This window comes from Amycolatopsis sp. YIM 10 (genome assembly GCF_009429145.1).
Taxonomy (GTDB): Bacteria; Actinomycetota; Actinomycetes; order Mycobacteriales; family Pseudonocardiaceae; genus Amycolatopsis.
The window spans coordinates 5,066,367-5,092,192 of sequence record NZ_CP045480.1 but is presented as its reverse complement, the minus strand read 5'-3'; the positions used below and the strand labels follow the sequence as shown (position 1 = coordinate 5,092,192).

At 70.0% G+C, this 25,826-nt stretch carries 22 protein-coding genes; 9 read left to right on the top strand and 13 right to left on the bottom strand.

The genetic code is table 11. The annotated features are described in order from the left end of the window. Nucleotides 1-72: 72 nt before the first annotated feature. The 3 genes from YIM_RS24245 to YIM_RS24235 form a co-directional block, all read right to left on the bottom strand. A complete protein-coding gene (locus YIM_RS24245; RefSeq protein ID WP_153032524.1) occupies nt 73-501 on the bottom strand; it encodes an NfeD family protein in 429 nt (142 codons plus the stop codon). 76 nt (nt 502-577) lie between these two features. Beyond that, nucleotides 578-1,384 carry a DUF3097 domain-containing protein gene (locus YIM_RS24240; protein WP_153037211.1) on the bottom strand — a complete coding sequence of 269 codons (807 nt, stop codon included), beginning with the start codon at nt 1,382-1,384 and terminating at the stop codon, nt 578-580. A 51-nt stretch (nt 1,385-1,435) separates the two neighbouring features. Continuing rightward, the gene (locus YIM_RS24235) at nt 1,436-1,969 is read right to left on the bottom strand and encodes a TetR/AcrR family transcriptional regulator (RefSeq protein ID WP_228005023.1); all 534 of its coding nucleotides are present in this window, start codon (nt 1,967-1,969) and stop codon (nt 1,436-1,438) included. Between the two features lie 82 nt (nt 1,970-2,051). Between YIM_RS24235 and YIM_RS24230 the strand changes: the two genes are divergently transcribed. Further along, a complete protein-coding gene (locus tag YIM_RS24230) occupies nt 2,052-2,870 on the top strand; it encodes an SDR family NAD(P)-dependent oxidoreductase (RefSeq protein WP_194240276.1) in 819 nt (272 codons plus the stop codon). Here YIM_RS24230 and YIM_RS49280 read toward each other — a convergent pair. Both YIM_RS49280 and YIM_RS24220 read right to left on the bottom strand, forming a co-directional pair. Further along, nucleotides 2,824-3,462 (bottom strand): VOC family protein, encoded by a 639-nt coding sequence (locus tag YIM_RS49280; RefSeq protein ID WP_228004940.1) that lies wholly within the window; start codon nt 3,460-3,462, stop codon nt 2,824-2,826. The two genes, YIM_RS24230 and YIM_RS49280, sit on opposite strands and share 47 nt — an antisense overlap. Nucleotides 3,463-3,498: 36 nt before the next feature. Then, the gene (locus YIM_RS24220) at nt 3,499-4,449 is read right to left on the bottom strand and encodes an MBL fold metallo-hydrolase (RefSeq protein WP_153032521.1); all 951 of its coding nucleotides are present in this window, start codon (nt 4,447-4,449) and stop codon (nt 3,499-3,501) included. Between the two features lie 87 nt (nt 4,450-4,536). On the opposite strand from YIM_RS24220, the gene YIM_RS24215 reads away from it, so the two are divergent. Beyond that, entirely contained in the window at nt 4,537-5,487 is a 951-nt protein-coding gene (locus tag YIM_RS24215) for a YafY family protein (protein ID WP_153032520.1), read from the top strand. Here the strand turns inward: YIM_RS24215 and YIM_RS24210 are convergent. Then, on the bottom strand, nt 5,484-6,278 hold the full coding sequence (locus tag YIM_RS24210; RefSeq protein ID WP_194240275.1) for an SCO1664 family protein: 795 nt from the start codon (nt 6,276-6,278) through the stop codon (nt 5,484-5,486). The two genes, YIM_RS24215 and YIM_RS24210, sit on opposite strands and share 4 nt — an antisense overlap. Nucleotide 6,279: 1 nt before the next feature. After that, nucleotides 6,280-6,855, bottom strand: a complete 576-nt coding sequence (locus tag YIM_RS24205; RefSeq protein WP_153032519.1) for a DUF3090 domain-containing protein — start codon at nt 6,853-6,855, stop codon at nt 6,280-6,282. Between the two features lie 163 nt (nt 6,856-7,018). Here YIM_RS24205 and YIM_RS24200 point away from each other — a divergent pair, with 163 nt between their 5' ends. Both YIM_RS24200 and YIM_RS24195 read left to right on the top strand, forming a co-directional pair. Then, a complete protein-coding gene (locus YIM_RS24200) occupies nt 7,019-8,959 on the top strand; it encodes a S9 family peptidase (RefSeq protein WP_153032518.1) in 1,941 nt (646 codons plus the stop codon). Next, nucleotides 8,959-9,873: an LD-carboxypeptidase gene (locus YIM_RS24195; RefSeq protein WP_153037208.1), complete on the top strand. Its 915-nt coding sequence runs from the start codon at nt 8,959-8,961 to the stop codon at nt 9,871-9,873. Before YIM_RS24200 ends, YIM_RS24195 begins: the two co-directional genes overlap by 1 nt. Here YIM_RS24195 and YIM_RS24190 read toward each other — a convergent pair. Continuing rightward, nucleotides 9,870-10,820 carry a squalene cyclase gene (locus YIM_RS24190; protein ID WP_153032517.1) on the bottom strand — a complete coding sequence of 317 codons (951 nt, stop codon included), beginning with the start codon at nt 10,818-10,820 and terminating at the stop codon, nt 9,870-9,872. The two genes, YIM_RS24195 and YIM_RS24190, sit on opposite strands and share 4 nt — an antisense overlap. A gap of 30 nt (nt 10,821-10,850) precedes the next feature. Here YIM_RS24190 and YIM_RS24185 point away from each other — a divergent pair, with 30 nt between their 5' ends. Both YIM_RS24185 and YIM_RS24180 read left to right on the top strand, forming a co-directional pair. Continuing rightward, nucleotides 10,851-11,447 carry a pyridoxamine 5'-phosphate oxidase family protein gene (locus YIM_RS24185; protein WP_153032516.1) on the top strand — a complete coding sequence of 199 codons (597 nt, stop codon included), beginning with the start codon at nt 10,851-10,853 and terminating at the stop codon, nt 11,445-11,447. After that, complete coding sequence (locus tag YIM_RS24180) at nt 11,431-11,838, top strand: TIGR03668 family PPOX class F420-dependent oxidoreductase (RefSeq protein ID WP_153032515.1); 408 nt, start codon at nt 11,431-11,433, stop codon at nt 11,836-11,838. The genes YIM_RS24185 and YIM_RS24180 overlap by 17 nt, the downstream gene beginning before the upstream one ends. A 105-nt stretch (nt 11,839-11,943) precedes the next feature. Here the strand turns inward: YIM_RS24180 and mptB are convergent, their stop codons facing one another. Genes mptB through YIM_RS24155 form a run of 5 tightly spaced genes read right to left on the bottom strand, consistent with a single transcriptional unit; the run spans nt 11,944 to nt 18,928 of the window. Continuing rightward, nucleotides 11,944-13,464, bottom strand: coding sequence for a polyprenol phosphomannose-dependent alpha 1,6 mannosyltransferase MptB (gene mptB / locus YIM_RS24175; protein WP_153032514.1), 1,521 nt, complete (start codon nt 13,462-13,464; stop codon nt 11,944-11,946). Nucleotides 13,465-13,478: 14 nt separating this feature from the next. Continuing rightward, complete coding sequence (locus YIM_RS24170) at nt 13,479-15,158, bottom strand: ABC transporter ATP-binding protein (RefSeq protein WP_153032513.1); 1,680 nt, start codon at nt 15,156-15,158, stop codon at nt 13,479-13,481. Beyond that, entirely contained in the window at nt 15,155-16,063 is a 909-nt protein-coding gene (locus YIM_RS24165) for an ABC transporter permease (RefSeq protein ID WP_153032512.1), read from the bottom strand. Before YIM_RS24165 ends, YIM_RS24170 begins: the two co-directional genes overlap by 4 nt. Next, nucleotides 16,060-17,088, bottom strand: a complete 1,029-nt coding sequence (locus YIM_RS24160) for an ABC transporter permease (protein WP_153032511.1) — start codon at nt 17,086-17,088, stop codon at nt 16,060-16,062. The genes YIM_RS24165 and YIM_RS24160 overlap by 4 nt, the downstream gene beginning before the upstream one ends. A 13-nt stretch (nt 17,089-17,101) precedes the next feature. Further along, on the bottom strand, nt 17,102-18,928 hold the full coding sequence (locus tag YIM_RS24155; RefSeq protein ID WP_153032510.1) for an ABC transporter substrate-binding protein: 1,827 nt from the start codon (nt 18,926-18,928) through the stop codon (nt 17,102-17,104). 161 nt (nt 18,929-19,089) lie between these two features. Here YIM_RS24155 and YIM_RS24150 point away from each other — a divergent pair, with 161 nt between their 5' ends. From YIM_RS24150 to YIM_RS24140, 3 genes are all read left to right on the top strand, one after another. Further along, the gene (locus tag YIM_RS24150; protein WP_153032509.1) at nt 19,090-19,917 is read left to right on the top strand and encodes a M55 family metallopeptidase; all 828 of its coding nucleotides are present in this window, start codon (nt 19,090-19,092) and stop codon (nt 19,915-19,917) included. Further along, a complete protein-coding gene (locus tag YIM_RS24145; protein WP_153032508.1) occupies nt 19,910-21,226 on the top strand; it encodes a M20/M25/M40 family metallo-hydrolase in 1,317 nt (438 codons plus the stop codon). Before YIM_RS24150 ends, YIM_RS24145 begins: the two co-directional genes overlap by 8 nt. A gap of 223 nt (nt 21,227-21,449) precedes the next feature. Further along, complete coding sequence (locus tag YIM_RS24140; RefSeq protein WP_153032507.1) at nt 21,450-25,760, top strand: GH92 family glycosyl hydrolase; 4,311 nt, start codon at nt 21,450-21,452, stop codon at nt 25,758-25,760. Nucleotides 25,761-25,826 lie beyond the last annotated feature (66 nt).

The window sequence follows — 25,826 nt, the reverse complement described above, 5'->3', positions numbered from 1 at the left end:
TCTCCCCTGTTCGTTCGGTGCGGCGCTCAGCTCAGCCCGGTGCCGCGGGGCTCACCTTAGCGAGGCCGCCGCTCACGGTTCGGCCGACACGACCGCCGTGGCGCCGGAGATCTCGACCACGGTCACCCTGGTCCCCGGTTCGAGCACCTGACCCTCGGTGAAGCAGCGGGCCGACCAGACGTCCCCACCCAGCTTCACCTGGCCGCTCTGGATGTCCACAGTGGACAAAACGACGGCCTGGGCGCCGATCAGCGCGTCGGCGTTGGTCTTGTGGTCCGGACCGGAGAGGAACCGCCGCTTGAGCGCGGGGCGGACCACGCCGAGCAGGCCGACCGAGGCCACCGCGAACACCGCGACCTGGACGTAGACGTTGTCGGTGATCAGCGCCGATCCGGCGCCGAGCAGGCCCCCGAGCCCCAGCATCAGCAACACGAAATCCCCGGACAGTACCTCCGCGGCGATGAGCGCCAACCCGGCCACGAACCAGATGAGTGCTGCCATGGGCTACATGGTGTCAGATAGATCGGCTTCACACTGAGTGAGCGAGCGGACGTGACCTACGCGTGACCTGCCGGATTCACCCTTCCGGCGGTGGCGCGACGAAGTCGATGAGCCGCTCCACCGCACCGATCAGCGGCGTTTCCAGATCGCGGTAACTGCGTACGCCGGCGAGCACCCGCTGCCAGCCCTCGTAGGGCTCGCCCCAGCCCAGCGCGGCGCAGATGCCTTCCTTCCACGGCAGGCCCTTCGGCACCACCGGCCAGGCGCGGATGCCGACCGAGGCGGGCTTGACCGCCTGCCAGATGTCCACATAGGGGTGCCCGGTGACCAGCACGTGCTCGTCCCGGATCGCTTCCACCAGGCGGGATTCCTTGCTGCCGGGCACCAGGTGGTCAACCAGCACACCGAGATTCCGGCCCGGCCCGGTGCCGAACTCCTCGATCCGGTCGGCCAGCACGTCGACCCCGTCCAGTGGTTCGACCACCACGCCCTCGACGCGCAGGTCGTGTCCCCAGACCCGTTCGACCAGTTCGGCGTCGTGCTTGCCCTCGACCCAGATGCGCGAATCACGGGCGGTGCGCGCCCGGAGCCCGGCGACCTTGACCGAACCTGAGGCCGAGGCGGCGGGCTTGGCGGGCGCGGACTTCGCGGGCACCAGCGTGACCGGTTTGCCCTCCAGCAGGAAACCCGCGCGGCTGAGCGGGAACACGCGGTGCTTGCCGTGGCGGTCTTCGAGCACCACGGTGCCGTGCTCGAGCCGGACCACCGCGCCGCAGAAGCCACCCGGCTCCTCGACCACCAGCCCCGGTTCGGCGGGGACCTCCGGGATCACCCGCTTGCGCGGCCCGGCGAGCACGTCGTTGTTATAGGAATGGGAGCGCACGCCGGGCAACGGTAGCCAGGTGCGCACCCCATCGGGGGACGCCACGCCGGTTCAGCGCGCACGCAGCCCGTCGAGCACGAAGCCCAGCTGCCGCCGCCAGCCGGACGGTTCCAGTTGGACGATCCGGCCCAGCGCGAGGATCTGCAGGCCGAGATCCTCGCCGGTGACCTCGGCGCGGAGGCTGCCTTCGGCGTGCGCGCGCCGGATGATCGGTTCGAGCGCGTCGGCCAGGTGCGCGCGGCAGGCGTCGGCCGAAGCGGACGCCTCGGCGCTGGTCAGGCCGTCGAGCACGGCCTTGTGCCGTGCCATCGAGGCCAGCGTCTGCTCCAGGAACCCGGTGAGCCCGGCCCAGGCGGACTCGGCGTCGAGCGCGCGCTCGACGATGCCCGGCCACTCCCCCAGGTCCTTGGCCAGCACCGCGCCGACCAGATCGTCCTTGGTCGGGAAGTGCCGGTACACCGTGCCGACGCCGACCCCGGCGGCCTTGGCGATGTCCCTGATCTCGGCGTCCATCCCGCGCTGGTCGAACTCCTTCGCCGCGGCCGCGAGCACCAGTTCGCGGTTGCGGGCGGCATCCTTGCGCATCACGCGGCCCATCCTAGCGTTGCGGAACCATGGTTCCGTTACGTACGATCCGGAACCGAAGTTCCGGAAACTGGGAGGACCCGTGAAAACGATCGTGATCACCGGCGGCACCGACGGACTCGGCCGCGCGCTCGCCCGCAAACGACTCGCCGACGGCGACCACGTGGTGGTGATCGGCCGCAGCCACACCAAGTTCGCCGCACTCGGCGGCGGCGAGTTCCTGCCCGCCGACCTCACCCTGGTCAGCGAAAACCGGCGCGTGCTCGCCGAACTGGGAGACCGGCCCATCGACGCGCTCGTGCTCGCCGCCGCGTACGCGAACTTCCCCCGCGCCACCACCGCCGAAGGCATCGAGCACAACTTCGCGCTCTACCACCTGAGCCGCTTCCTGCTCGCCGACGGACTCCACGACAACCTGCGCGCCACCCCCGGCCCGGTGATCATCGACACCACCGTGCCCGGCGCACCCGCGGACGCGATCCACTGGGACGACCCGAACCTCGAACACGGCTACACCTGGAAAGCCGCCAACCTGCAGAGCCGCCGCGCGACCTTCCTGCGCGCGGCCGGGCGCACCCGCGACAACCCCGTCCCCCACGTCCTGATCAGCCCCGGGTTCGTCCGCAGCAGCCACCAGGGCTCACTCACCGGCGTGCGCCGCGGCCTGGTCTCCCTGCTCGCCCGCCTCGCCGGCACCGCACCCGAACGCGCCATCGCACCGCTCGACGCGCTGATCGACCAGCCACCCGCCGAACCGCTCACCGCCTACCAGGGCCGCAAACGGCTCCCGGTGGACATCGGCGAAGACACCCTCGCCGACGCCCAGCGGCTCGCCGCACTCACCGAAGAACTGCTCAGTCCTCCTGCAACACCGAAAGCACGTTCCCCGCGGGATCGGTGAACCACGCGATCAACGGCCCGCCCCCGCGGAAGACGCCCCGCTCGTCGAACCCGTCCATGCCCTCGTACCGCTGGAACTCCACACCCTTCGCGGCCAGCTCGTCCACCGCCCGCTCGATGTCGGGCACCGGGAAGTTCAGGATGGTGAACGACGCGGGCACATGGTTCGGCTTCGGGTACACCAGCGTCGGCCGGTCACCGGCGAGGTGCAGCGTCAACATCCCGTGCTCCTCGCTCACCACCAGCCCCAGCGTCTCGCCGTAGAACCGCTTCGCCGCCGGGATGTCGTCGACCGCGAAACCGCTGAACGCCTTGGTATCGGCGAACATGGGCTCTCCTCCCTCGAATCGGAACCGGGACACCGCGTGCACCACCGCGTCCACCCGGCCGGGATTGCACAGCACCTCCACCGGCAGCCCGGTCAGCCACAACAACGCACCCCGCCCGTACCGCGGGGCCTCACCGGTCGAGCACACCAACTCCACCACACCCGACTCGACGCAGACCAGCGCGTCAGCCCACTCGTCCTCGTCGAAGCACCGCCGGCCGCCGGGAGGAATGACCACCTTCCGGCGCCGGAACCCGGTCGCCACCACTGTCCTCCCTCCGCCGGTGAAAACCTTCACCAGCTAGGACAAGCCGCGCGGCGAAAACTCATCGGGCCCCAGCACCCCCGTCTCCCCCACCGCCAGCGCCCACAACCCCGCCGGATCCAGCCCCGCCTCCGCCCACGCCCGCCGGATCCGCTCGTACGGCTCGAGCACCGGCTCCCTGGTCAGCACGAACGTGCCCCAGTGCATCGACGCCAGCCGCCGCGCACCCAACTCCCCGAACGCCCGCACCGCCTCCGCCGGATCCAGGTGCACCGGCCGCATGAACCACGCCGGGTCGTACGCGCCGATCGGCAGCATCGCCACGTCGATCCCCGGAAACCGCGCCCCGATCTCGGCGAACCACGGCCCATACCCCGAGTCACCCGCGTGATAGGTCCGCGGCCCGTCCGGCGCGGTGATCACCCAGCCACCCCACAACGTCGCGCAGGTGTCGAACAACCCCCGCCTGCTCCAGTGGTGCGCGGGCACGAAGTCGAACCGCAACCCCGCCACCTCCGCCGACTCCCACCAGTCCAGCTCCACCACCTCGGCGAACCCCCGCCGCCGGAACCACCGGCCCAGCCCCAGCCCGGTCAGCACCGGCGTCGACCTCGGCAACCGCCGGATCGTCGACTCGTCAAGGTGGTCGTAGTGGTCGTGGCTGATCACCACCGCGTCCACCGGCGGCAACTCACGCCACGCCAGCCCCGGCGGAGTCAGCCGCCTCGGCACCCCGCGGATCTTCGTCGACCACACCGGATCCGCCAGCACCGTCCGCCCCGACAGCCGCACCACATAGGTCGAATGCCCCACCCACGTCCAGCTCGCCGCACCCGCCACCAACTCCGGCAACCCGTTGCGCCGCACCGGAATCCGGTCCGCCCCCGCGGCCGAACCCCGGAACCCGCCCTGCCGCAGCACCCGCACCAGCTCCCGCGCACCCGGCAACGGGGAAGTCAGCCTGTCTCGGAAGTCCACCCGGCTCATGCCCCACACCCTGCCAGCAAACGATCATGAACCGCCGCCGGACAACGCGGAAGCAACCCTTCCGGGATCCCTGCCAGACTCACCGGCATGCTCGAGACCTCCGCGCGCCTGCTCCGCCTGCTCTCCCTGCTGCAAACCACCCGGGAGTGGACCGGACCCCAGCTCGCCGACCGCCTCGGCGTGTCCACCCGCACCGTGCGCAAGGACGTCGAACGCCTCCGCGAACTCGGCTACCCCGTCAACGCCCAGCCCGGCGTCGCCGGCGGCTACCAACTCGGCGCCGGCGCCCGCATGCCACCACTGCTGCTCGACGACGAAGAAGCCGTCGCTGTCGTGGTCGGCCTCCGCACCGCCGCCGGCGGCCTCGAGGAAAGCTCACTACGCGCCCTCACCAAACTCGAGCACGTCCTGCCCACCCGGCTGCGCCACCGCGTCACCACCCTCCAGGCCGCCACCGTCGCCGCCCCCGACCAGCGCCCGCCCGTCGACCCCGCACTGCTCACCACCATCGCCGCCGCCTGCCGCGACCACGAACGACTCCGCTTCGACTACCAGCGCCACGACGGCACCGCCGCCCGCCGCGACGTCGAACCCCACCGCCTCGTCCACGCCCGCCGCCGCTGGTACCTCGTCGGCTGGGACACCACCCGCACCGACTGGCGCACCTTCCGCGTCGACCGCATCGAACTCCGCACCCCCAACGGCCCCCGCTTCACCCCGCGCGAAGCACCCCACGACGACCTCGCCACCTACGTCACCGAAGGACTCACCAGCGCCTACCAGAAGGTCCGCGCCACCGTCCGCCTCCACGGACCCGCCGAGCACTTCACCGAGCAACTCGCCCCCGGCTGGGGCGCCATCGAACCCGTCGACGAGAACAGCTGCCTGTTCCACACCGCCAGCGACTCGCTCGACATGCTCGCCTTCTACCTCGGCATGCTCCAGACCGACTTCGACGTCATCGACCCACCCGAACTCGCCGAACACCTGCACGCCCTCGGCAGGCGATACCTACGCGCCGCCGGTGAACCGAGCTAGAACAACGGCCAGGGAATCGCGCGCCAGTCGTCACCCGGCTCCGGGAACCGGCCATCCGCCAGCAACTTCGCCGCCCGCGTCCCGATCGCCCTGATCTCCGCACGCGTCAGGTGCGGCGCCAGCTCCTCACCGAGCGAACCCTCCAGCAACGACGGCACCGCCGCCAGCTTCTCCACGACCTCCCCCGGCAGCTCGTCCCCGACCCACCCCCACAGCACCGTCCGCAACTTCGGCTCCGTGTGCAGGCAGATCCCGTGATCCACGCCATAGATCGCACCGTCCACCCCGGCCAGCACGTGCCCGCCCTTGCGATCGGTGTTGTTCACCACCACATCCAGCGCGGCCAGCTCCCGCATCCCCGGATGATCCGCGTGCGCCAGCACCGCCGGCTCCCCCATCCGGTCATGCGCGTGCAACACGATCCGCCACTCCGGCGGCACCTCCGCCGGCGACCGCACATCGATCAGCTCGGTGTCCTCGGCCGTCTCGATCCACAACTGCACCATGCCCGGCCCGAACGGACCGTCCCGCAACACCGTCGGCGGCACCCGCCCCAACCCGGTGCGCTCGGCCACCAGCGCCGTCGCCACCTCACGCCCGGCCAGCGTGCCGTCTGGGAAATCCCACAACGGCCGCTCCCCCGAAACCGGCTTGTACACCGCGTTCGCCTCGACCCCGTCCAGCTCCACCGAGCAGAACAAGGTCACGTTCGACGCGTCGACCAGCCGCCCCTCCACCGAGATCCGCCCGTGCGCCACCAACTGGCCGGGATCGGAAGACGAATCGGCCAACTCACTCCTCGATGACGTCCACGTCACGCCGGTACCCGTTCTGCCGCGGGCAGATGTGCCCCTCCGGGTCCAGCGGCTCACCACACAGCGGGCACGGCTTCCGCCCCGCGTTGACCACCCGGTCCGCCCGCTCCGCGAACGCCCTCGCCGCCACCGGGCTCAGGAACACCCGCACCGCGTCGGGCCCCTCCTCGGTGTCGTCGAGCACCACCGTCTCGTCGACCTCGCCCTCGGTCACCGCCAGCAGCTCGATCACCACCGCACTGCTCTCGGCATCCCACCCCAGCCCCATCGTGCCGACGCGGAACTCCTCCTCCACCGGCACGGTGAGCGGCTCGGCGTCGACCAGCTCGTCAGGGGTCTCCGCCGGGATCTCGGCACCGAAGCGCGTGGCGACCTCGTCGAGCAGCGAACCGAGCCGCTCGGCGAGCACCGCCACCTGCTGCTTCTCGATGGTCACACTGATCGTGCGCACATCCTCGGACGCCTGCAGGTAGAAAGTGCGGTCACCGGGTTCCCCGACGGTCCCGGCGACGAACCGGTCGGGCTGACGGAAGACGTGGATTACACGGGCCATGACAACCTCGACCCTAGGCCACCCGCCGAAGATCGGCATCCGCCGCCCCGGGTTTCGCCCCGGGCGAACAAGACAGCCCCAAATCCGACCTTTCCCCCAGAGCAACCGAAAACCGTTCACCACAAGATCGCGGAGCGCTCGAAAGAGTGACTAAACTCGCGCGATGCCCGAGATCGCGCCTTACGGAGCCTGGACCTCTCCCATCACCGCCGCGGACGTCGCCGCCGCCGGGAACACGCCCCAGTGGCTCGACGTCATCGACGGCGAAGTCTGGTGGGCCGAAGCCAGGCCCAGCGAACGCGGGCGCGTCGCACTGGTCAAGGCCGGCCACGACGGCACCGTCGAAGAACTGCTCCCCGCACCCTGGAACGCCCGCAACCGCGTCCACGAATACGGCGGCAGGCCCTGGCTCGCCATCGACGGCAAGATCGCCTTCACCCACTGGGACGACCAGCGCGTCCACCTCCGCGACCCGGCCACCGGCGAAGTCACCGCACTCACCGCCGAACCCCAAGTCCCCCAAGGCGTCCGCTACAGCGACCTGCGCCCCGGCCGCCCCGGCGAAATCTGGGCCGTCCGCGAAACCAGCACCGGCCCACGCCGCACCGACATCACCCGCGCCCTCGTCGCCATCCCCCTCACCGGCGACGGCGACCGCGAACTCACCACCACCCACCACTTCCTCACCGCACCCCAGCTCTCCCCCGACCACACCCACGCCGCCTGGCTCGGCTGGAACCACCCCGACATGCCATGGGACACCACCGAACTCTGCGTCGCCCCGGTCGCCCCCGACGGCACCTTCGGCCCCCACCGCGTACTCGCCGGCGGCCCCGGCACCGCCGTCTGCCAGCTCGAATGGGAAACCCCCGACAGCATCCTCGCCCTGCTCGACCCCGACGGCTGGTGGAACCTCCACCGCATCGGCCTCGACGGCACCGCCCGCAACCTCGCCCCGGTCACCGAAGAACTCGGCGGCGCGCTCTGGAAACTCGGCCTCACCTGGTTCACCCCACTCGGCGACGGCAAGCACGCCGTGCTCAACTCCGGCCGCCTCGCCGTACTCGACGAGCACACCGCACAGGTCACCACCATCGACCACGAAACCACCTGGGCCGCCGGCATCGCCCCCTACGGCAACGGCATCGCCGGCCTCGCCGCCGGACCCCGCCAGGAAACCGCCGTCCGGCACGCCGACCTCACCACCGGCACCCTCACCGAAATCACCACCGGCGAAGCCCTCGCCGACCGCCTCCCCGACCCGCGTTACCTGCCCACCCCCGAAGAACGCGTCTTCACCGCCGCCGACGGCGAACCCATCCCCGCCTACATCTACCCACCCGCCAACGCCGACTTCACCGGCCCCGACGACCAGCTCCCGCCCTACCTCGTGCACGTCCACGGCGGCCCCACCGGCCGCAACTACCCCGTGCTCGACCTCGACTTCAGCTACTTCACCAGCCGCGGCATCGGCGTGGTCGCGGTCAACTACGGCGGCTCCACCGGCTACGGCAGGCGCTTCCGCGAACGACTCCGCGAACAGTGGGGCGTGGTCGACGTCGCCGACTGCGTCGCCGTCGCCCGCCAGCTCGTCACCGAAGGCGCCGCCGACCCCGACCGCCTCGCCATCCGCGGCGGCAGCGCCGGTGGTTACACCTCCGCGGTCACCATGACCACCGAACGCGCCTTCCGCGCCGCCACCGTCAAATACCCCATCCTCGACCTGCACCGCTGGACCGCCGCCGGCGGCGAAACCCACGACTTCGAATCCCACTACCTCGACGGGCTCATCGGCCCACTGCCCGAAACCGCCGACCGCTACCGCGACCGCTCACCCATCAACAACACCGGCACCCTGGCCGGACCGCTGCTCTTCCTCCAGGGCCTCGACGACCAGATCTGCCCACCCGAACAAGCCGACCGCTTCGTCGCCTCCCTCAACGGCACCGAAGTCCCGCACGCCTACCTCACCTTCGACGGCGAACAACACGGCTTCCGCAAGGCCGAGACCATCATCGCCGCACTCGAAGCCGAACTCGCCTTCTACGGCCAGGTCTTCGGCTTCGACACCCCCGGCATCACCCCGGTGGACCTCCGCCCGTGATCCACCCGCCCCGACTCCGCCCCGGCGACCACGTCGCCCTCGTCAGCCCCGCCGGGCCCGTCCCCGACGAACTGCTCGACACCGCACACCGCACCCTCAAATCCTGGGGACTCGAAGTACACGAGGGACCACACGCCCGCGGCGTGCACCCGTCCGTGCCCTACCTCTCCGCACCCGACGCCGAACGCGCCGCCGACTTCACCCAAGCCTGGCTCGACCCCGAGATCCGCGCCGTCTTCGCCGCCCGCGGCGGCTACGGCAGCATGCGCATCCTCGACCTCATCGACTGGCCCGCCCTGCGCCAAGCCGAACCCAAGATCCTCACCGGATCCAGCGACATCACCGCACTCCACGAAGCCGTCGGTGTCCACCTGGGACAGACAACCCTGTTCGCCCCCATGGTCGGCAGCACCCTGCTCACCCCGGCCGCCGCCGACCACCTCCACCGCTGTCTCTTCCACCCCGGAACCGCACTCGACCTCGCCCGGCCCGGCGCCGAAGCACTGGTACCCGGCCGCGCCGACGGCGTGCTCATCGGCGGAAACGCCAGCCTGCTGGTGTCCAGCATCGGCGCCCCCGAACACCGCCAGGCCACCGGCGCGATCGCCCTGCTCGAAGACATCACCGAAAGCACCTACCGGCTCGACCGCATCCTCACCCAGCTCCTGCGATCGGGCTGGTTCGACGGCGTCCACGGCATCGTGCTCGGGTCCTGGAAGGACTGCGGACCACCCGAGGACGTCAAGGCGCTCATGCTCGACCGACTCGGCCCGCTCGGCGTGCCCGTGCTCTGGGAAGCCGGGATCGGCCACGTCCCGGACTCACCCACCGTGCCGTTCGGCGTCCCCGCCCGGCTCGACGCCGACGCAGGCACGCTCACCGCGCTCGAACCCGCCCTGTCCGAGCCTGTTTAGGCGGCATCCCACCAGGACAGCACCCTCGTCCCGGACAGCGTCAGCCACTTCGACGGTTCCCCGGCAGGCACATCCACCGCGAACCACACCCGGCCGGGGTGCCGCGCGGACTGCACCCACGTACCGTCCGGCTGCCTGGCATCCCGGATCATCCCGATCGCCTCGGCCATGCGCGGATCCGGCGCCGACCCGTCGTGCGCGGACGCCTCCCGGAAGTACTCCGCCGCGTTCAGCACGTCGTAGAACCACCTGAACGGGTAAGCGAACCGGCCCAGCCACGGCGCGATCGGCTCTCCCGTGGACAGCCGCCGGAACAGACCCCGCTCCAGCAGGTACTCCTCACCCGCCCGGCGCGCGGCCCGCGAGGCCTCCGTGCCACCGGTCGCGACCTCGTGCGCGAGCAGGCCCTTGAGCGAGTTCAGCGTCGAATGGACAGACGACCGCTTCGACCCCTCGACCCACTCGCAGTTCCAGCCACCATCGGACAGCTGGTGCTCGACGAACCAGTCCACGATCCCGCTGATCTCGGCACCGAGCCACAACCCGTTCGCCACCGTCCACGAGTTGATGCAGCAGTCGACTTCACCGTCCCAGTACGGCAGGTCGTCGTACTCCCAGCGGGCGTTCTCCGCGAGCAACTCCGCGGTACACCGCTCACGCAGGACCGCCGAGTCCATACCCCACTCCCGCAACGTGGTCAGCGACCACGTCGTCGCCGTCCACGGCTGGTCCGGTTCCCGCGCCGGGTCATAACCAGCGGGGAAGTAGGCGCCGCCCGCCCAGAGGCCGTCGGGATCCTGGTGCGCCAGCAGGCGAGCGCCGAAGCCCTCGGTCGCGATCTTCGCCCGCGTCGCTTCCCACACCTCGGGCGGTTCGCCCACGATGTCCCGTTCGACCTGCCAGCGCAACGCCGGATCCGAATCGAGCAGCCACGCCACGCTGACCATGCACGGGACCCTATCGGCATACTCGGCGGCATGGGCAAGACTTACCAGCGCATCGACGACCGCCTCCGCGCCTTCATCGACGCGCAGCCGGTCTTCTTCGTGGCGAGCGCGCCTCTGAGCGGCGACGGCCACGTCAACCTGTCCCCCAAGGGCCGCGCCGGCACGTTCGTTGTGCTCGACGAACTGACCGTCGCCTACCTCGACTTCGGCGGCAGCCACGCCGAGACGATCGCGCACCTGCGCGAGAACGGCCGCATCACGCTGATGTGGTGCGCCTTCACCGGACCGCCCAAGGTGCTGCGCGTGCACGGCCGCGGCGAACCGGTCTTCCGCGACGACCCGCGCTGGGCGGAGCTGGTGCGACGGTTCGGCGACGCCGACGGGCCCGGCCTGCGCGCGGTGATCGTGGTGCGCGCCGAGCTGATCAGCGACAGCTGCGGATTCGCCGTGCCCTTCATGGACTACCGCGAAGAGCGGAGCCTGCACGCCGAGTACTTCGGCCGCAAGACCGACGGCGAGTTCGCCGCCTACTGCGCGGGCAAGGAGACCAACGTCGCCAGCATCGACGGGCTGCCCGCGCTGCCGCTGCCGCTGCCGGAACGGACCGACGATGCGCCTGTCCACTGAGGACTGCCGCAGCCGGTTCACCGGCGAGCGCGTGGCCACGCTGGGCACCGTCACCGAAGCCGGCGCCCCGCACCTGGTGCCGGTGACCTTCGCCGTGCTCGGCGCGGAGATCTGCTTCGCCATCGACCACAAGCCCAAGCGCACCCGCGACCTGGCCCGCCTGCGGCACATCGCGGCGAACCCGGCGGTCAGCTTCCTGGCCGACCGGTACGCCGACGACTGGAACCAGCTCTGGTGGGTGCGCGCCGACGGCCGGGCCACCGTCCTCGACGAACACCCCGAAGCCATCGCCGCCCTGCGCGCGAAGTACCCGCAATACCGGGACGCTCCCCCGGAAGGCCCGATCGTGCGGACCGTGATCGGCCACTGGACGGGCTGGTCCTTTGTCTGAGCTGGTCTTTTTCAACGATAGGTGAGAATTTTACCCAAAGCGGTGCCGTATAGGTCGTTATACACTCGAATACATCGAGAACGACCACACTCGGTCACCGCCGGATCAGCGGTCCAGGAACTCCGGTTTCCGCCAGGCCGCGATCAGCCCCAGCGGGTCGGGCTTGAGCAACGACGCCCCCGCGTACACGCTCACCGCCAGCACTCCCCCGATGAACCACCAGTCGTAGAGCGCCTGCTCCCCTGTCGGGTAGTAGACCAGCACCAGGAACACCGACACGCCGACCACCCACGCCAGGTGCCTGCGCTCCCACGGGAAGCTCGACGCCAGGACAAAACCCCAGGTCAGGTACCACGGCAGGGTCGGCGGCGCGAGGATCGCCACGGCCAGCAGCGCGGCCGCGGCCCGCAGCACGGCCTGGTTGCCGCCGTCGCGGGCCAGCCACCACTGCCGCCCCACGAACGCGGCCAGTACCACCCACGCCATCGTCCGGAACACCGTGACGAACGGGGACGGCGGCACGTCGACCATGATGTGCGCCATGTTGTAGAAGATCTCGCCGATGCCGGTCGGGAAGTTCAGCCAGTTCGCGATCAGCTGCGGCGCGCTCATCCCGGTGAACCAGCCGATGTTCATCGAACCGAGCGAAACCCACGTTCCCACCACAAAAACCGGCACGAACACACCGAGCGCCGGGAGCACCGCGCGGAAGAACCGCTTCACCTTGCCACCGCTGGGCAGCTGCGCCGCCCACATCCAGACCAGGAACGGCAGCGCCACCGCCGCGGTCGGCTTGATCAGCATGCCGATGGTCACCAACACCACCGACAGCACCGGGCGGCGTTCCAGCATGGCCAGCACACCGGTGGTCAGGAAACCCAGCATCAGCAGGTCGTTGTGCGGCCCGCCGACCAGGTGGATCACCGTCATCGGGCTGGCCACCGCCAGCCACAGCGTCACCGGCAGCTTCCCGCCGAGGTGCTTGACCAGCCTCGGCAGCGACCACAGCATCCCGGCCAGGCCGATCATGATCACCAGGCGGGTGAGGATCACGCCGAGGATCATGTTGTTGCCGGTGAGCCCGACCACCCACTTCGACACCAGCAGGAACAGCGGGCCGTACGGCGCCGGCGTGGTCTGCCACAGCTGGTGCACGTTGAGCACCACGTCCGGCAGCACGTTCAGCTCGGCCGGGCCGGTGGCGTACGGGTCCATGCCGTAGAGCAGCTGCGCGCCCTGCCCGAGGTAGGAGAACACGTCACGGGTGAACAGCGGCGGCGACACCAGCAGCGGGCCCATCCAGCAGGCCGCCGCGATCACCACCGGCTTCGCGCCGACCCGGCCGTCGAGCACGTACCGGCCCAGCCGCACCCACGCCCACACCACCAGGCCGAAGCCGAAGTAGAGCAGCGCGGTCGCCAGCGCCTTGCCGTGACCGTAGCGGATGAACGACAGCGGACCGTGACCCAGCACCGGGTCCCTGATCAGGATCCCGCCCGCGCCGAGCGCCGCGAGCATGAGCAGGGTCGAACCGATCGTGCCCATCGCGATCGTGCGGTACGGGAAGCGCGAAGGAACGACGGTCAGCGTGCCCGCCTCGGGTGCAGGGTCAGTGGTGGTGGCCATTTCACCACAGGAGATTACACACCGCGCTCTCCCGCCTGCCCCGCGCCAGCACCTTCCGGAGTCACCGTTCCACCCGGAAGTGCGGCCAGCAACGACTTCGTGTACTCGTGCCGCGGCGAGAGCAGGACCTCCTCCACGGTGCCGACCTCGACCAGCTCCCCGCGGTACATCACCGCCACGCGGTCGGCGATGTTCCACGCCAGCCCCAGATCATGCGTGATGACCAGCCCGGCCAGCCCCAGTTCCCGCCGCAAACGCAGCAGCAGCGCGAGGATCTCGCCGCGCACCGACGCGTCGAGCGAGGCCACCGGCTCGTCGGCGACCACCACCTTGGGCTCGAGCGCGAGCGCCCCGGCGATCACCACCCGCTGCCGCTGGCCGCCGGACAGCTCGTGCGGCAGCCGCTCCAGGTACCGTTCCGCCGGCCGCAGTTCGGCGGCCTCCAGCGCTTTCCTGACGATCTCGCGCTCGTCCTGGGCGAGACCGTGGATCCGCGGTCCCTCCGCGACGGCCTCGTACACGCTGTGCCTCGGATTCAGCGCACTCGTCGGGTCCTGCAGTACCAGCTGCACCTGCCGCCGGTACGCCTTGAGCCCGGCGCTGGTCATCGGCACCGGCTCGCCTTCGAACAGCACCTGTCCCGAAGTCGGCTTCTGCAGGCCCATCAGCGTGCGCGCCAGCGTGGTCTTGCCCGAACCGGACTGCCCGACCAGCGCGATGATCTCGTTGCGGCGGACTTCGATGTCCACGCCCTTGACCGCGTCGATCGCCTTGCCCTTGCGATCGCGGAAGCGCACGTGCAGGTCCCTGGCCGCCAGCAGCGGCCCCTCCCCCGTGTCCACCGCGGTCTCCGGCTCCGGCGGCAGTTCGGTCGCGGTGGCCGGGGCGAACCGCGACACCGGGTCACCGACCGTGGGGAACGCCGCGGCCAGCGCCCGGGTGTGCGCGTGCTTCGGCGCGGCCATCACCTGCTTGCCCGCGCCCTCCTCGACGATCTCGCCGTCGTACATCACCGCGATCCGCGCGCAGGTCGCCGCCAGCACCGACAGGTCGTGGCTGATCATGATCAGCCCGATGCCCTGCTCGGCCACCAGCCCGCTGAGCAGTTCGAGCACCTGCGCCTGGACGATCACGTCCAGCGCGGTGGTCGGCTCGTCGGCGATGATCAGCCGCGGCCGGCAGGCCAGCGCCATCGCGATCATCACCCGCTGCTTCTGCCCGCCCGAGAGCTCGTGCGGATAGGCACCGGCCCGGCTGACCGGCAGGTCCACCTGGGTCAGCAGTTCCTCGACCCGCTCGCGCACCGCCGCGTCGCTCTGCGCCCTGCCCTCCGGCGGGTGCAGCCGGATCGGCTCGGCGATCTGCTCCCCGATGCGCCGCACCGGGTTCAGCGCGTGCATCGCGCCCTGGAACACGATCGAGGCCGACGACCAGCGCACCGCGCGCAGCCGCCCCCACTTCATCGTGGTGACGTCCTCACCGTCGAGCAGGATCTCGCCGGTGATCTTCGCGGACTTCGGCAGCAGCCGGAGCACGCTCATCGCCACCGTCGACTTGCCCGAACCGGACTCCCCCGCCACGCCGACCGTGTCGCCCGGCTCCAGCCGCAGGCTGACGTCACGCACCGCGCGCACGTCCTCCCCGGCCGCCGGATAGGTGACGTTCAGGTTCCTGATTTCCAGCAACGCGCTCATCGATCCCCCCTGAGCCGCGGGTTGAGCACGGTTTCCAGCGCCCGGCCGACCAGCGTGAAGCACAGCACGATCGCCACGATGGCCAGGCCCGGCGGCAGCAGGTACCACCAGGCACCGCCGCTGACCGCGCCCGAGCTGAGCGCGGTCTGCAGCATCGAGCCCCACGAGACGTTGTTCGGGTCACCGAGGCCGAGGAAGGACAGCGTGGACTCGGCGATGATCGAGCCGCCGACCACCAGCGTGGTGTTCGCCAGCACCAGCGGCATCACCGCGGGCAGCACGTGCTTGCCGATCACGTGCAGGTGCCCGCCGCCCAGCGCCTTCGACCGCTCGATGTACGGGCGGCTCTCCACGGTCAGCGTCTGCGCGCGCACCAGGCGCGCGGTGGTCGGCCACGAGGTGACCCCGACCGCGACGATGATCGTCGGAATGCCCCTCGGCAGCACGCTGGACAACGCGATCGCCAGCACCAGCGAGGGCAGCACCAGGAAGAAGTCGGTGAACGGCAACAGGATCCGCGCCACCCACCGGCCGAAGTGCCCGGCCGCGATGCCCACGATCGTGCCGATCAGCACCGACAGCACGGTCGCCGCCAGCCCGACCAGCAGCGAAACCCGCGCACCCCAGAAGGTCAGCAGCAGCACCGAACGCCCGTCCACGTCGGTACCGAGCAGGTACTCCCCGGTCGGCGGCTGCAACGGCCTGCCCGGCGCCTTGGTCACGTCCAGCCCGGCCGGATCGGTGATCACCGGCGCCAGCACGGCCAGCACCACGATCACCACCAGCAGGCCCAGCCCGATCAGCCCGCCCCGGTTCTTGGCGAACTCCTTCCACACGTTCCCGGCCGCGGTGAACCGGCGGTGCCAGGCGATCGCCCTCGCCGACTGCGTGGTGGTTTCGCTCATGAGGCACGCACCCGCGGGTCGAGCACCCGGTAGAGCACTTCGGCGAACAGGTTCATCACGACCACCGAACCGGCCAGAATCAAGAACACTCCTTGCAGCAGCGGCAGGTCCGGCCCGCGCAGCGCTTCGAACGTGAGCAGCCCGAGCCCCGGCCACGAGAACACGGCCTCGACCGTGACCGTGCCCGACACCACCAGGCCGAACTGCAGGAACACCAGGGTCACCGTGGGCAGCAGCGCGTTCGGCACGGCGTGCCGCCGCCGCACCAGATCGTCGCGCAGCCCCTTCGCGCGGGCCGTGGTCAGGTAGTCCGCGTTCATCTCCTCCAGCAGCGACGACCGCATCACCAGCATGTACTGCGCGTAGATCACCGCGAGCAGGGTGACGCACGGCAGCACCAGGTGGTGTGCCACGTCCAGCAGTTCGGGGAAGAAGCCAGGCGGCGTGTCCGGCGAGGTCATGCCCCGGCTCGGGAACAGTCCCTGGGTGGCGATCAGCAGCATCAGGCCCAGCCAGAACTGCGGCACCGACCACAGCGTCAGCGCCACGCCGGTCTGGACCTTGTCGAACCCGCTGCCGCGCTTCCACGCCGCGCGCACCCCGAGCCACAGGCCCAGCGCGACCGCCAGCACGGTGGCGGTGCCGACGAGCAGGATGGTCGGCCACACCCGCTCGCCGATCATCGCCGCCACCGACCGGTTGTAGATGTAGGAGGTGCCGAGGTCACCGCGCAGCAGTCCGCCGAAGTAGTCGAGGAACTGCTGCAGCATCGGCTTGTCCACGCCGAGCCGGGCGCGCAACTCGGCCAGCTGCTGCGGGCTGGTGGGCCGGTCCCTGGTCATCGTGGTCACCGGATCGCCGGGGATCATCCGGAACAGCAGGAACCCCAGCACCACCACCAGCAGCAGGCTGACCAGCCCGGCGCCGATCTTCCCGGCGAGAAACCGAAGGGTCCCGGTACCCCCGCGTCGTTCGTCCGGGTCGGGCAACTCGGTACCCGGGGCTGTCGAGACCGCTTCGGTCAACGCCTCTTACTCCCTATTCCTTGTCGTCGTCGGAACCGGCGGACTTGCCGCGACGCGACACCATCACCCCGACCAGCACGACCACGAGCACCGCACCGGCACCGATGGCGATCCACGCCCCGGTCGGCAGGCCACCCGAGTCACCGGCCGCGGCCGCGTCCTCACCGGCGGGCACGGCACCGTAGAAGCTCCAGTACCCGCTCTGCTCCATCAGCGCGCCGTCGGCGACGGGCTGCTTGGTCAGCGACGAGAACTTGTCCGAGCGGTAAGCCTCCAGCGCGCTCTTGTAGTCGAGCACCAGGCTCGGCACCTGGTCGTAGTAGCGGGCCTGGGCCTGCTTCGCGTACTCGGCGCGCTTGGCGATGTCGGGCTCCGCGGCCTGGAGGGCGTAGAGCCGGTCGTACTCGGCGTCGCAGAAGAACGCGTTGCTGCTGGTGCTACCGGCCGTGGCGGGCAGGACCGAGCAGGTCTGCTTCGCCAGGATGTAGTCCGGGTCCGGGTTGGTGCCCCAGCCCGAGAGGGCCAGGTCGTAGTTACCCGCCGACGTGGACTCGTCGACCTCGTTGTCCGAGACCAGCTTCTCGATCACCTTGATACCGATCTCACCGAGCCAGCCCGAGACGTACTTGACCACGCGCTGGTCGTAGTCGCGGGTGGCGTGCCCGGTGAAGCGGAACTCCAGCTTGCGCCCGTCCGGGCCGACGCGGATCCCGTCCGGCCCCTTCGGATAGCCGGCCTGGTCCAGCGCGGCGTTCGCGGCCGCCAGGTCGAAGGTGTACTTCTCGGCCGGGCCCGGCGCGTAGTGGTAGGTCTTGAACATCGGCGGCACGATGCCGCCCGGCGCCTCGCCGTAACCGCCGAGCACCTTGTCGATGATGGTGGCCGGGTCGATCGCGCGGGCGATCGCCTTGCGCACCCGCACGTCCTTGAGCGCCGGGTGCCCGTCGCCGATCGGCTGGCGGTCGAAGTTCTGCGCCCCCGGGTTCATCAGCAGCTCGTCGTAGCGGCGGCCGACCGCCTTGTTCGTGGTGATGCCCGGCTTGCCGTTGAGCGAGTCGAACTGGGTCGCGGTGAGCCGGTTGATCAGGTCCACCTCGCCGTTGTTCAGCGCGTTGACCGCGGCGTCGGCGTTGTCGAACTTGACGAACTGCAGCTCGTCCACCTTCGGCGCGCCCCGCCAGTAGTGCGGGTTCGCTTTCATCTTGACCAGCTGGTTGGTCTGGTACTCGGTGATGGTGAACGGCCCGGAGCCCACGCCGACCTTGGCCACGGTGTCGGTCTCCGGCGAGGCCATGTCGGTCACGCTCGACCAGATGTGCTCGGGCACGATCGGCACGTCGAGCGCGGTCATCGAGGCCTGCGGCTTCTTCAGCGTGACGGTCAGCGTGCGGTCGTCGGTCGCGGTCACGCTCTGGAACTGCTCGACGAAGGTGCCGTTGGCCTCGCGCGCGGCCGGATCGGACATCATCCGGTTGAAGGTGAAGGCGGCGTCACGCGCGGTCAGCGGCGTGCCGTCGGACCACTTCGTGTCGCGGATCTTGAACGTCCAGGTCAGCCCGTCCGGCGACGGGGACCACTGCTCCGCCAGCCCGGCCGTGGGCAGGTTGTCCTCGGCCGAGGCCAGGGTGAGGAACTCCCAGGAGATCCGGCCGATCATCGCGGTGGAGGCGAAGCTCGCGGTGAACGGGTTCAGGTGGTCGATGGACTGGACCAAAGCCACCCGCAGCACGGTCGGCTGCTGCGCCTGGGCCGGCCCCACGGCCAGCACCGGCCCGGCCACCAGCGCGGTGGCGCCCAGCGCGGCCGCACGCCGCCGCCAGGTAGTTCTCACTGCACGCATTCTCGCGATCCCCAATCGTTCCAGCCCCGTCCCCGAAAGCCGAAAAGTAACCATTCACCGCCACCCGAAGTCAACGATTGCCGGTCGTTCATGCCAACCCGTTACCCAACCGGGCGGGGTGATGACAAACGTCACTTGCGGCGACCACTAGGTTGAACCCCATGCGGATCATGATCTCGGCCGATATGGAGGGTGCCACGGGGGTCACCTGGACCGACGACGTGGTCCCCGGAACCGAGCAGTGGCAACGATTCCGCAGGCTGTTCACCGGTGACGTCAACGCCGTGGCGGCCGGGCTGGCCGGGGCCGGGGCCGAAGACCTCCTGGTGAACGAAGCCCATTCGTCCCAGCGCAACCTCCTGCTGGAGGAACTGGATCCCCGCGCCCGCATGCTCACCGGCAGGCACAAGCCGCTGTCGATGATGCAGGGCATCGACGGTGACGTGGACGGCGTGGTCTTCCTGGGCTACCACGCGGGCGCCGGTGCCGACGGCGTGCTTTCCCACACGTACCTGGAGAACCAGATCACCGGGGTGTGGCTGGACGGCAAGCACGCCAGCGAGGGCAGGCTCAACGCCGCGCTCGCCGCCGAGTACGGCGTACCGGTCCTGCTGGTCACCGGGGACGACAAGACCTGCGAGGACGCCGCGGACTACGCGCCCGGCGCGGAACTGGTCGCGGTGAAGGAATGCGTCAGCCGGTACGCGGCGATTTGCCTGCCTCCTTCACGCACGGCTGAAATGCAGACCGAAGCGGCGCGGCGCGCGATGGCGCGGGCCGGGCGCGGGGAGCCGTCGCCGCGGAGTCACCGGATCGAGGTGGAGTTCGACGCGAGCCACCTCGCGCAGGCGACCGCGGTAATCCCTACGGTGGACCAGGTGAGCGTGCGGAGGGTGGGCTTCGACGCGCCGAACATGACCGAAGCGATGAAGGCGTTCAAGGTGGTCACGGCGATCGCCGCGGGCGCGGTGCAGGGGAAATATGGCTGAGTCGGACGTGCTGGACCCGGTGTCGGTTTGCGCGGACCTCGTGCGGTTCGACACGACGAACCGCGGGAACGGGGATTCCGAGGGGGAACGGGCCGCCGCCGAGTACGTGGCGGGCCTGCTCACCGACGCCGGGCTGAGCCCGGACATCTACGAATCGGCGCCGGGACGCGCCAATGTGGTCGCCCGCGTCGCGGGCGGCGACCCCACCCTGCCGCCGTTGCTGGTGCAGGGCCATCTCGACGTGGTGCCCGCCGACGCCGCCGACTGGTCGGTGCCGCCGTTCTCCGGCGAGGTGCGCGACGGGTTCCTCTGGGGCCGTGGCGCCACCGACATGAAGGACTTCTGCGCGATGGTGCTGTCCGTTGTGGACGGCTTCGCGCGCGAGGGCAGGCGGCCGCGCCGCGACATCGTGCTCGCCTTCGTCGCCGACGAGGAGGACCGCGGCGAGTACGGCGCGCACTGGCTCGTCGAGCACCATCCGTCCCTTTTCGACGGTTGCGCGGCGGCGATCAGCGAGTCCGGCGGCTACACCTACCACGTGCCCGCCGCCGACGGCCGGATCGTGCGGATCTACCCGGTCGGCGCGGCCGAGCGCGGCACCGCGCACCTGCGGCTGACCGCCCGCGGCCGGGCTGGCCACGGTTCCCGCCGCAACCACGAGAACGCGGTGGTCCGGCTCGTCGGCGCGCTGAACCGGATCGCCACGCACGAATGGCCGGTGCACCTGACCCCGGCGGTGCGGGCGTTCATCGAGCAGACCGGCAAGGCGCTCGACGCCGAGGTCGACATGTCCGATGTGGACGGCACACTCGCGCGGCTCGGCCCGGCGGCCGCGCTGGTCGAGTCGACCGTGCGCAACAGCACCACGCCGACCATGCTGGACGCGGGTTACAAGGTGAACGTGATCCCGAGCGTGGCACAGGCCCAGGTGGACACCCGCACCCTGCCCGGCACCGAGGCCGACCTGCTGGCCACAGTGGACGAACTGCTCGGCCCGGACGTGACCAGGGAGTTCGTCGCGCACCAGGGCCCGGTGCAGGCACCGGTGGACTCGCCGTGGTTCGACGCGATGGCGGGCGCGCTGCGGGCGCAGGACCCGGACGCGGTGGTGGTGCCGTACTGCATGGGTGGCGGCACCGACGCCAAGGCGTTCGCGAAGCTTGGCATCGACTGCTACGGCTTCGCCCCGCTGTGGCTGCCGGAGGGCTTCCCCTACCGGGCCATGGCCCACGGCGTCGACGAACGCGTCCCGGTGGACGGCCTCCTCTTCGGCACCCGGGTGCTGGACCACTTCCTCAGCCACTGCTGACCCGCTGTCCGCAGCGGGTTTTGGCCCGCTCGGTCGAACCCACTGCGCGCAAAAGCCGAGCCGTATAGGGCATTATACATCCGACTGGACACGCGGCGCGATTGTCTGGTTTCGGACGGGAAACGAAAGCCGTCTTGACAACGATGTCACAGCGCGCTTACTTAACGGGGCGCCGTTCCGGCGGCGCCCTCCCCTGCGATCCCGCCCGGAACCTGGAGCAAAGATGCCCCGAAGCGTCCGACCACCGGTCTGCGCGCTGCTGTCCGCCGTTGTGCTCTCGGCTGGCCTGACCGCGGTGCCCTCCCCCGCACTCGCCGCGCCCGCGCCCCCGCCCGATTTCTACTCCTCCTTCGAGCCCGGCGAACCCGCGCCCGACTGGACCGACACGGTGGACATCGGCCCCGACGGCAAGCCCAAGGCCCACGGCGTCAACGGTGCCAACGGCACGGCCATCCCCGGCGACGTCCGCGGCAAGCTCACCGAGGCCACGGCCAGCAGCGAGAACCCCGAGGGCGGCGAGATCGCGCCCAACCTGGCCGACGGCAAGCCCGAGTCGAAGTGGCTGTCCAAGAACCCCACCGCGTGGGCCCAGTTCGTGCTGACCGAGCCGGTGACGATCACCCGGTACGGCCTAACCTCGGCGAACGACTTCGACGAGCGCGACCCGCGGGACTGGAAACTCCAGGGCTCGGCCGACGGCACCACGTGGACCGATCTCGACGCCCAGACCGGTCAGGAGTTCAGCGCGCGCTTCCAGCCCAAGGACTACCGCCTGGCGGCCCCGGCCACCTTCCAGTACTTCCGGCTCGACATCACCAAGAACAACGGCGGCCCACTGCTCCAGCTGGCCGAGCTGCTGCTGGCCAACGACGAGCCGGCCCCGCCGCCGCTGCCCAACATGCGCAGCTTCCCGGACGGTGGCCCGACCGGCGGTTACACGAACAAGTCGCGGGCCGGCTACTCCGGCTCCCGCGCGTTCCGCTATTCCGGCACGCACACCGTCGAGGGCCACGGTTACTCGTACAACAAGATCTTCGACGTCGACCTGCCCGTCGGCGACGCCACCGAGCTGTCGTACAAGGTGTTCCCGGAGTTCTCCGGTGACGACCTCAAGTACCCCAGCACGAACGTCGCGGTGGACCTGGCCTTCACCGACGGCAGCTACCTGAGCGAGCTGGGTGCCGCCGACCAGTACGGTTTCGCCCTCTCCCCCGTCGGTCAGGGCGCGGCGAGGTCGCTGTCGATCAACCAGTGGAACTCCGTGCGCTCCTCGATCGGCACGGTGGCCAAGGGCAAGGTGATCGACCGGATCCTGGTCGGCTACGACAATCCGGCCGGGCCCGCCCCGCTTCAGGGCTGGATCGACGACGTCCGGCTCGGCGCGGGCACGCCCGCTCCCCCGGCGAACGCCCGGCCGAGCGACCACGTGCTGACCACCCGCGGCACGCACGCGAACTCGACCTTCTCGCGTGGCAACAACTTCCCGGCCACCGCGGTACCGCACGGCTTCAACTTCTGGACCCCGGTGACCGACGCCGGTTCCACCAGCTGGCTCTACCGCTACCACGAGGCCAACAACGCGCAGAACCTGCCGACCGCGCAGGCGTTCAGCGTGAGCCACGAGCCGAGCCCGTGGATGGGTGACCGGCAGACCTTCCAGGTCCAGCCCTCGATCGCCACCGGTGTGCCCGACGCCAACCGCGACGCCCGCGAGCTGGCCTTCAAGCACGAGAACGAGGAAGCCAAGGCGCACTACTACGGCGTCCGGTTCGAAAACGGCATCAAGACCGAGCTGGCGCCCACCGATCACGCGGCGCTGTTCCGGTTCACCTTTCCCGGCGCCGACGCGAATCTGATCTTCGACAACGTGAACAACAACGGCGGACTGACCCTGGACAAGGCGGCGGGCACGCTCAGCGGGTTCTCCGACGTCAAGAGTGGGCTGTCGGCGGGCGCGGGACGTCTGTTCGTCTACGCCGAGTTCGACAAGCCGGTCACCGCGGGCGACAAGCTGCCCGGTGAGGGCCGCGACAACGTCCGCGGTTACCTGCGCTTCGACACCGGTGGCTCCAACACCGTGCAGATGCGCATCGCCACCTCGCTGATCAGCGTCGACCAGGCGAAGAAGAACTTGGGCCAGGAGATCGCCACCGGCGCCACGCTGGAGTCGGTGCGCGACGCGGCACAGGCGGCCTGGGACGAGAAGCTGAACGTGATCCAGGTCGAGGGCGCCAGCGCCGATCAGCTGCAGACGCTCTACTCGAACCTGTACCGCCTGTTCCTCTACCCGAACTCGGGCTACGAGAACGTCGGCACCAAGGAACAGCCGAAGATCCAGTACGCCAGCCCGGTGGCGGACAAGACCGGCCCGGACACGCCGACGCACACCGGCTCGAAGCTGGTCGACGGCGAGATCTTCGTCAACAACGGCTTCTGGGACACCTACCGCACCACCTGGCCCGCGTACGCGCTGCTCACGCCGACGATGGCCGGGAAGATGGTCGACGGGTTCACCCAGCAGTACCGCGACGGCGGCTGGATCTCGCGCTGGTCCTCCCCCGGTTACGCGAACCTGATGACCGGCACCAGTTCCGACGTGGCCTTCGCCGACGCCTACCTCAAGGGCGTGAAGAACTTCGACGTGCAGTCGGCCTATGACGCCGCGCTGAAGAACGCCAGCGTGACCCCGCCGAACGCGAGCGTGGGGCGCAAGGGCCTCGACACGTCGATCTTCCTCGGCTACACCTCGACCGCGACCGGCGAGGGCATGTCGTGGGGCATCGAGGGCTACGTCAACGACTTCGGCATCGCGAACATGTCGAAGCAGCTCTACGACGAGGCCGCCGCGACCGATCCGCGCAAGCAGGAGTACCTGGAGAACTACGAGTACTTCACCAACCGCGCGCAGAACTACGTGAACACCTTCGACCCGAACATCGGGTTCTTCCAGGGCAAGTCGCCGACCGGTGACTGGCGTGTCCCGGCGAGCGAGTACGAACCCCGCGAATGGGGTCACGACTACACCGAGACGAACGGCTGGAACATGGCCTTCACCGTGCCGCACGACGGCAACGGCCTGGCCAACCTCTACGGCGGCAAGGACGGCCTGGCCAAGAAGCTGGACGAGTTCTGGGCCACTCCGGAGACCGCCACCTTCCCGGGTTCCTACGGCGGCGTGATCCACGAGATGCGCGAGGCCAGGGACGTGCGGATGGGCCAGTACGGGCACTCGAACCAGCCCTCGCACCACATTCCCTACATGTACGACTACGCCGGTCAGCCGTCGAAGACCCAGGAGAAGGTGCGCGAGGTGCTCTCGCGGCTGTACCTGGGCGGCGAGCTGGGCCAGGGATACGCGGGTGACGAGGACAACGGCGAGATGTCGGCCTGGTACATCTTCAGCGCGCTGGGCTTCTACCCGCTGCAGATGGGCAAGGCGGACTACGCGATCGGCTCGCCGCTGTTCACCAAGGCCACGGTGAACCTGGAGAACGGCAAGAAGCTGGTGATCAACGCGCCGCAGAACAACGCGAAGAACATCTACGTGCAGGGTCTGAAGGTCAACGGGCAGGACCACAGCTCCACGTCCCTGCCGCACGACCTGCTCGCGAACGGCGGCACGCTGGACTTCACCATGGGCCCGCAGCCTTCGGCGTGGGGCACCGGCGCCGGTGACGCACCGGAGTCGATCACCGGCGGCAGCGCGGTGGCCAGCCCGCTGCACGACCTGACCGGTCCGGGCAAGGGCACCGCGACCGCCGAGTCGGGCGACGTGAACACGTTGTTCGACAACACCTCCGGCTCCGAGTCGAAGCCCGGCTCGTGGGTGCGGTACCAGCTGAACTCGGACAACGAGGCGGCGAGCTTCTACACGCTGACCTCGACGAAGGGTGCCGGCGACCCGAAGAGCTGGGTGCTCAAGGGCTCCTACGACGGTCAGACCTGGGCCGTGGTGGACGAGCGCGAGGACCAGTCGTTCAAATGGCGCCAGCACACGCGAGCGTTCAAGGCGGCCAAACCGGGCCACTACACCCACTACCGGCTGGAGATCACCGCGACCGAAGGTGGTCCGGCGGGGTTGGCCGAGGTGGAACTGCTCGGCAAGCCCGATCCGGTGTGCACCACCACGATCACCGGGGACCACAACGGCGCGCTGGCCGTCACCAGCGGCGTGACCTGCGTGGACGGGGCGAACGTCCGTGGCCCGGTGACCGTGGCCGAAGGCGCTTCGCTGGTGGTCGACGGTGGCTCGATCAGCGGGCCGATCTCGGCCGCCAAGGCCGGTTCGGTGCGGTTCCTCGGGACGAAGGTGACCGGCCCGATCTCGATCACCGGGTCCACCGGCGCGGTCGCGCTGGAGCACAGCACGGTGTACGGGCCGGTGGCGCTCAACGGCAACACCGGGTCGCCGGTGCTGGTCGCGGCGAACACCGTGCAGGGCTCGGTCAGCTGCGACGGCAACACCCAGCCGGTGAACAACACGCTGGTCAATTCCGTGCGCGGAACGGTCGCCGGGCAGTGCGCCGGGCTCTGATCGGCTGACACGGCACGACACGGGCGGCGTCCGGGTGTTCCCGGGCGCCGCCCGTTAACGTGTGGC

Bases quoted from the DNA above. Each gene is read 5' to 3' on its own strand.
- YIM_RS24245 (WP_153032524.1), bottom strand. From the start codon at position 501: ATGGCAGCACTCATCTGGTTCGTGGCCGGGTTGGCGCTCATCGCCGCG.
- YIM_RS24235 (WP_228005023.1), bottom strand. From the start codon at position 1,969: ATGCGCAAGGATGCCGCCCGCAACCGCGAACTGGTGCTCGCGGCCGCG.
- YIM_RS24220 (WP_153032521.1), bottom strand. From the start codon at position 4,449: ATGAGCCGGGTGGACTTCCGAGACAGGCTGACTTCCCCGTTGCCGGGT.
- YIM_RS24215 (WP_153032520.1), top strand. From the start codon at position 4,537: ATGCTCGAGACCTCCGCGCGCCTGCTCCGCCTGCTCTCCCTGCTGCAA.
- YIM_RS24205 (WP_153032519.1), bottom strand. From the start codon at position 6,855: ATGGCCCGTGTAATCCACGTCTTCCGTCAGCCCGACCGGTTCGTCGCC.
- YIM_RS24200 (WP_153032518.1), top strand. From the start codon at position 7,019: ATGCCCGAGATCGCGCCTTACGGAGCCTGGACCTCTCCCATCACCGCC.
- YIM_RS24190 (WP_153032517.1), bottom strand. From the start codon at position 10,820: ATGGTCAGCGTGGCGTGGCTGCTCGATTCGGATCCGGCGTTGCGCTGG.
- YIM_RS24185 (WP_153032516.1), top strand. From the start codon at position 10,851: ATGGGCAAGACTTACCAGCGCATCGACGACCGCCTCCGCGCCTTCATC.
- YIM_RS24180 (WP_153032515.1), top strand. From the start codon at position 11,431: ATGCGCCTGTCCACTGAGGACTGCCGCAGCCGGTTCACCGGCGAGCGC.
- mptB (WP_153032514.1), bottom strand. From the start codon at position 13,464: ATGGCCACCACCACTGACCCTGCACCCGAGGCGGGCACGCTGACCGTC.
- YIM_RS24170 (WP_153032513.1), bottom strand. From the start codon at position 15,158: ATGAGCGCGTTGCTGGAAATCAGGAACCTGAACGTCACCTATCCGGCG.
- YIM_RS24165 (WP_153032512.1), bottom strand. From the start codon at position 16,063: ATGAGCGAAACCACCACGCAGTCGGCGAGGGCGATCGCCTGGCACCGC.
- YIM_RS24155 (WP_153032510.1), bottom strand. From the start codon at position 18,928: ATGCGTGCAGTGAGAACTACCTGGCGGCGGCGTGCGGCCGCGCTGGGC.
- YIM_RS24150 (WP_153032509.1), top strand. From the start codon at position 19,090: ATGCGGATCATGATCTCGGCCGATATGGAGGGTGCCACGGGGGTCACC.
- YIM_RS24145 (WP_153032508.1), top strand. From the start codon at position 19,910: ATGGCTGAGTCGGACGTGCTGGACCCGGTGTCGGTTTGCGCGGACCTC.
- YIM_RS24140 (WP_153032507.1), top strand. From the start codon at position 21,450: ATGCCCCGAAGCGTCCGACCACCGGTCTGCGCGCTGCTGTCCGCCGTT.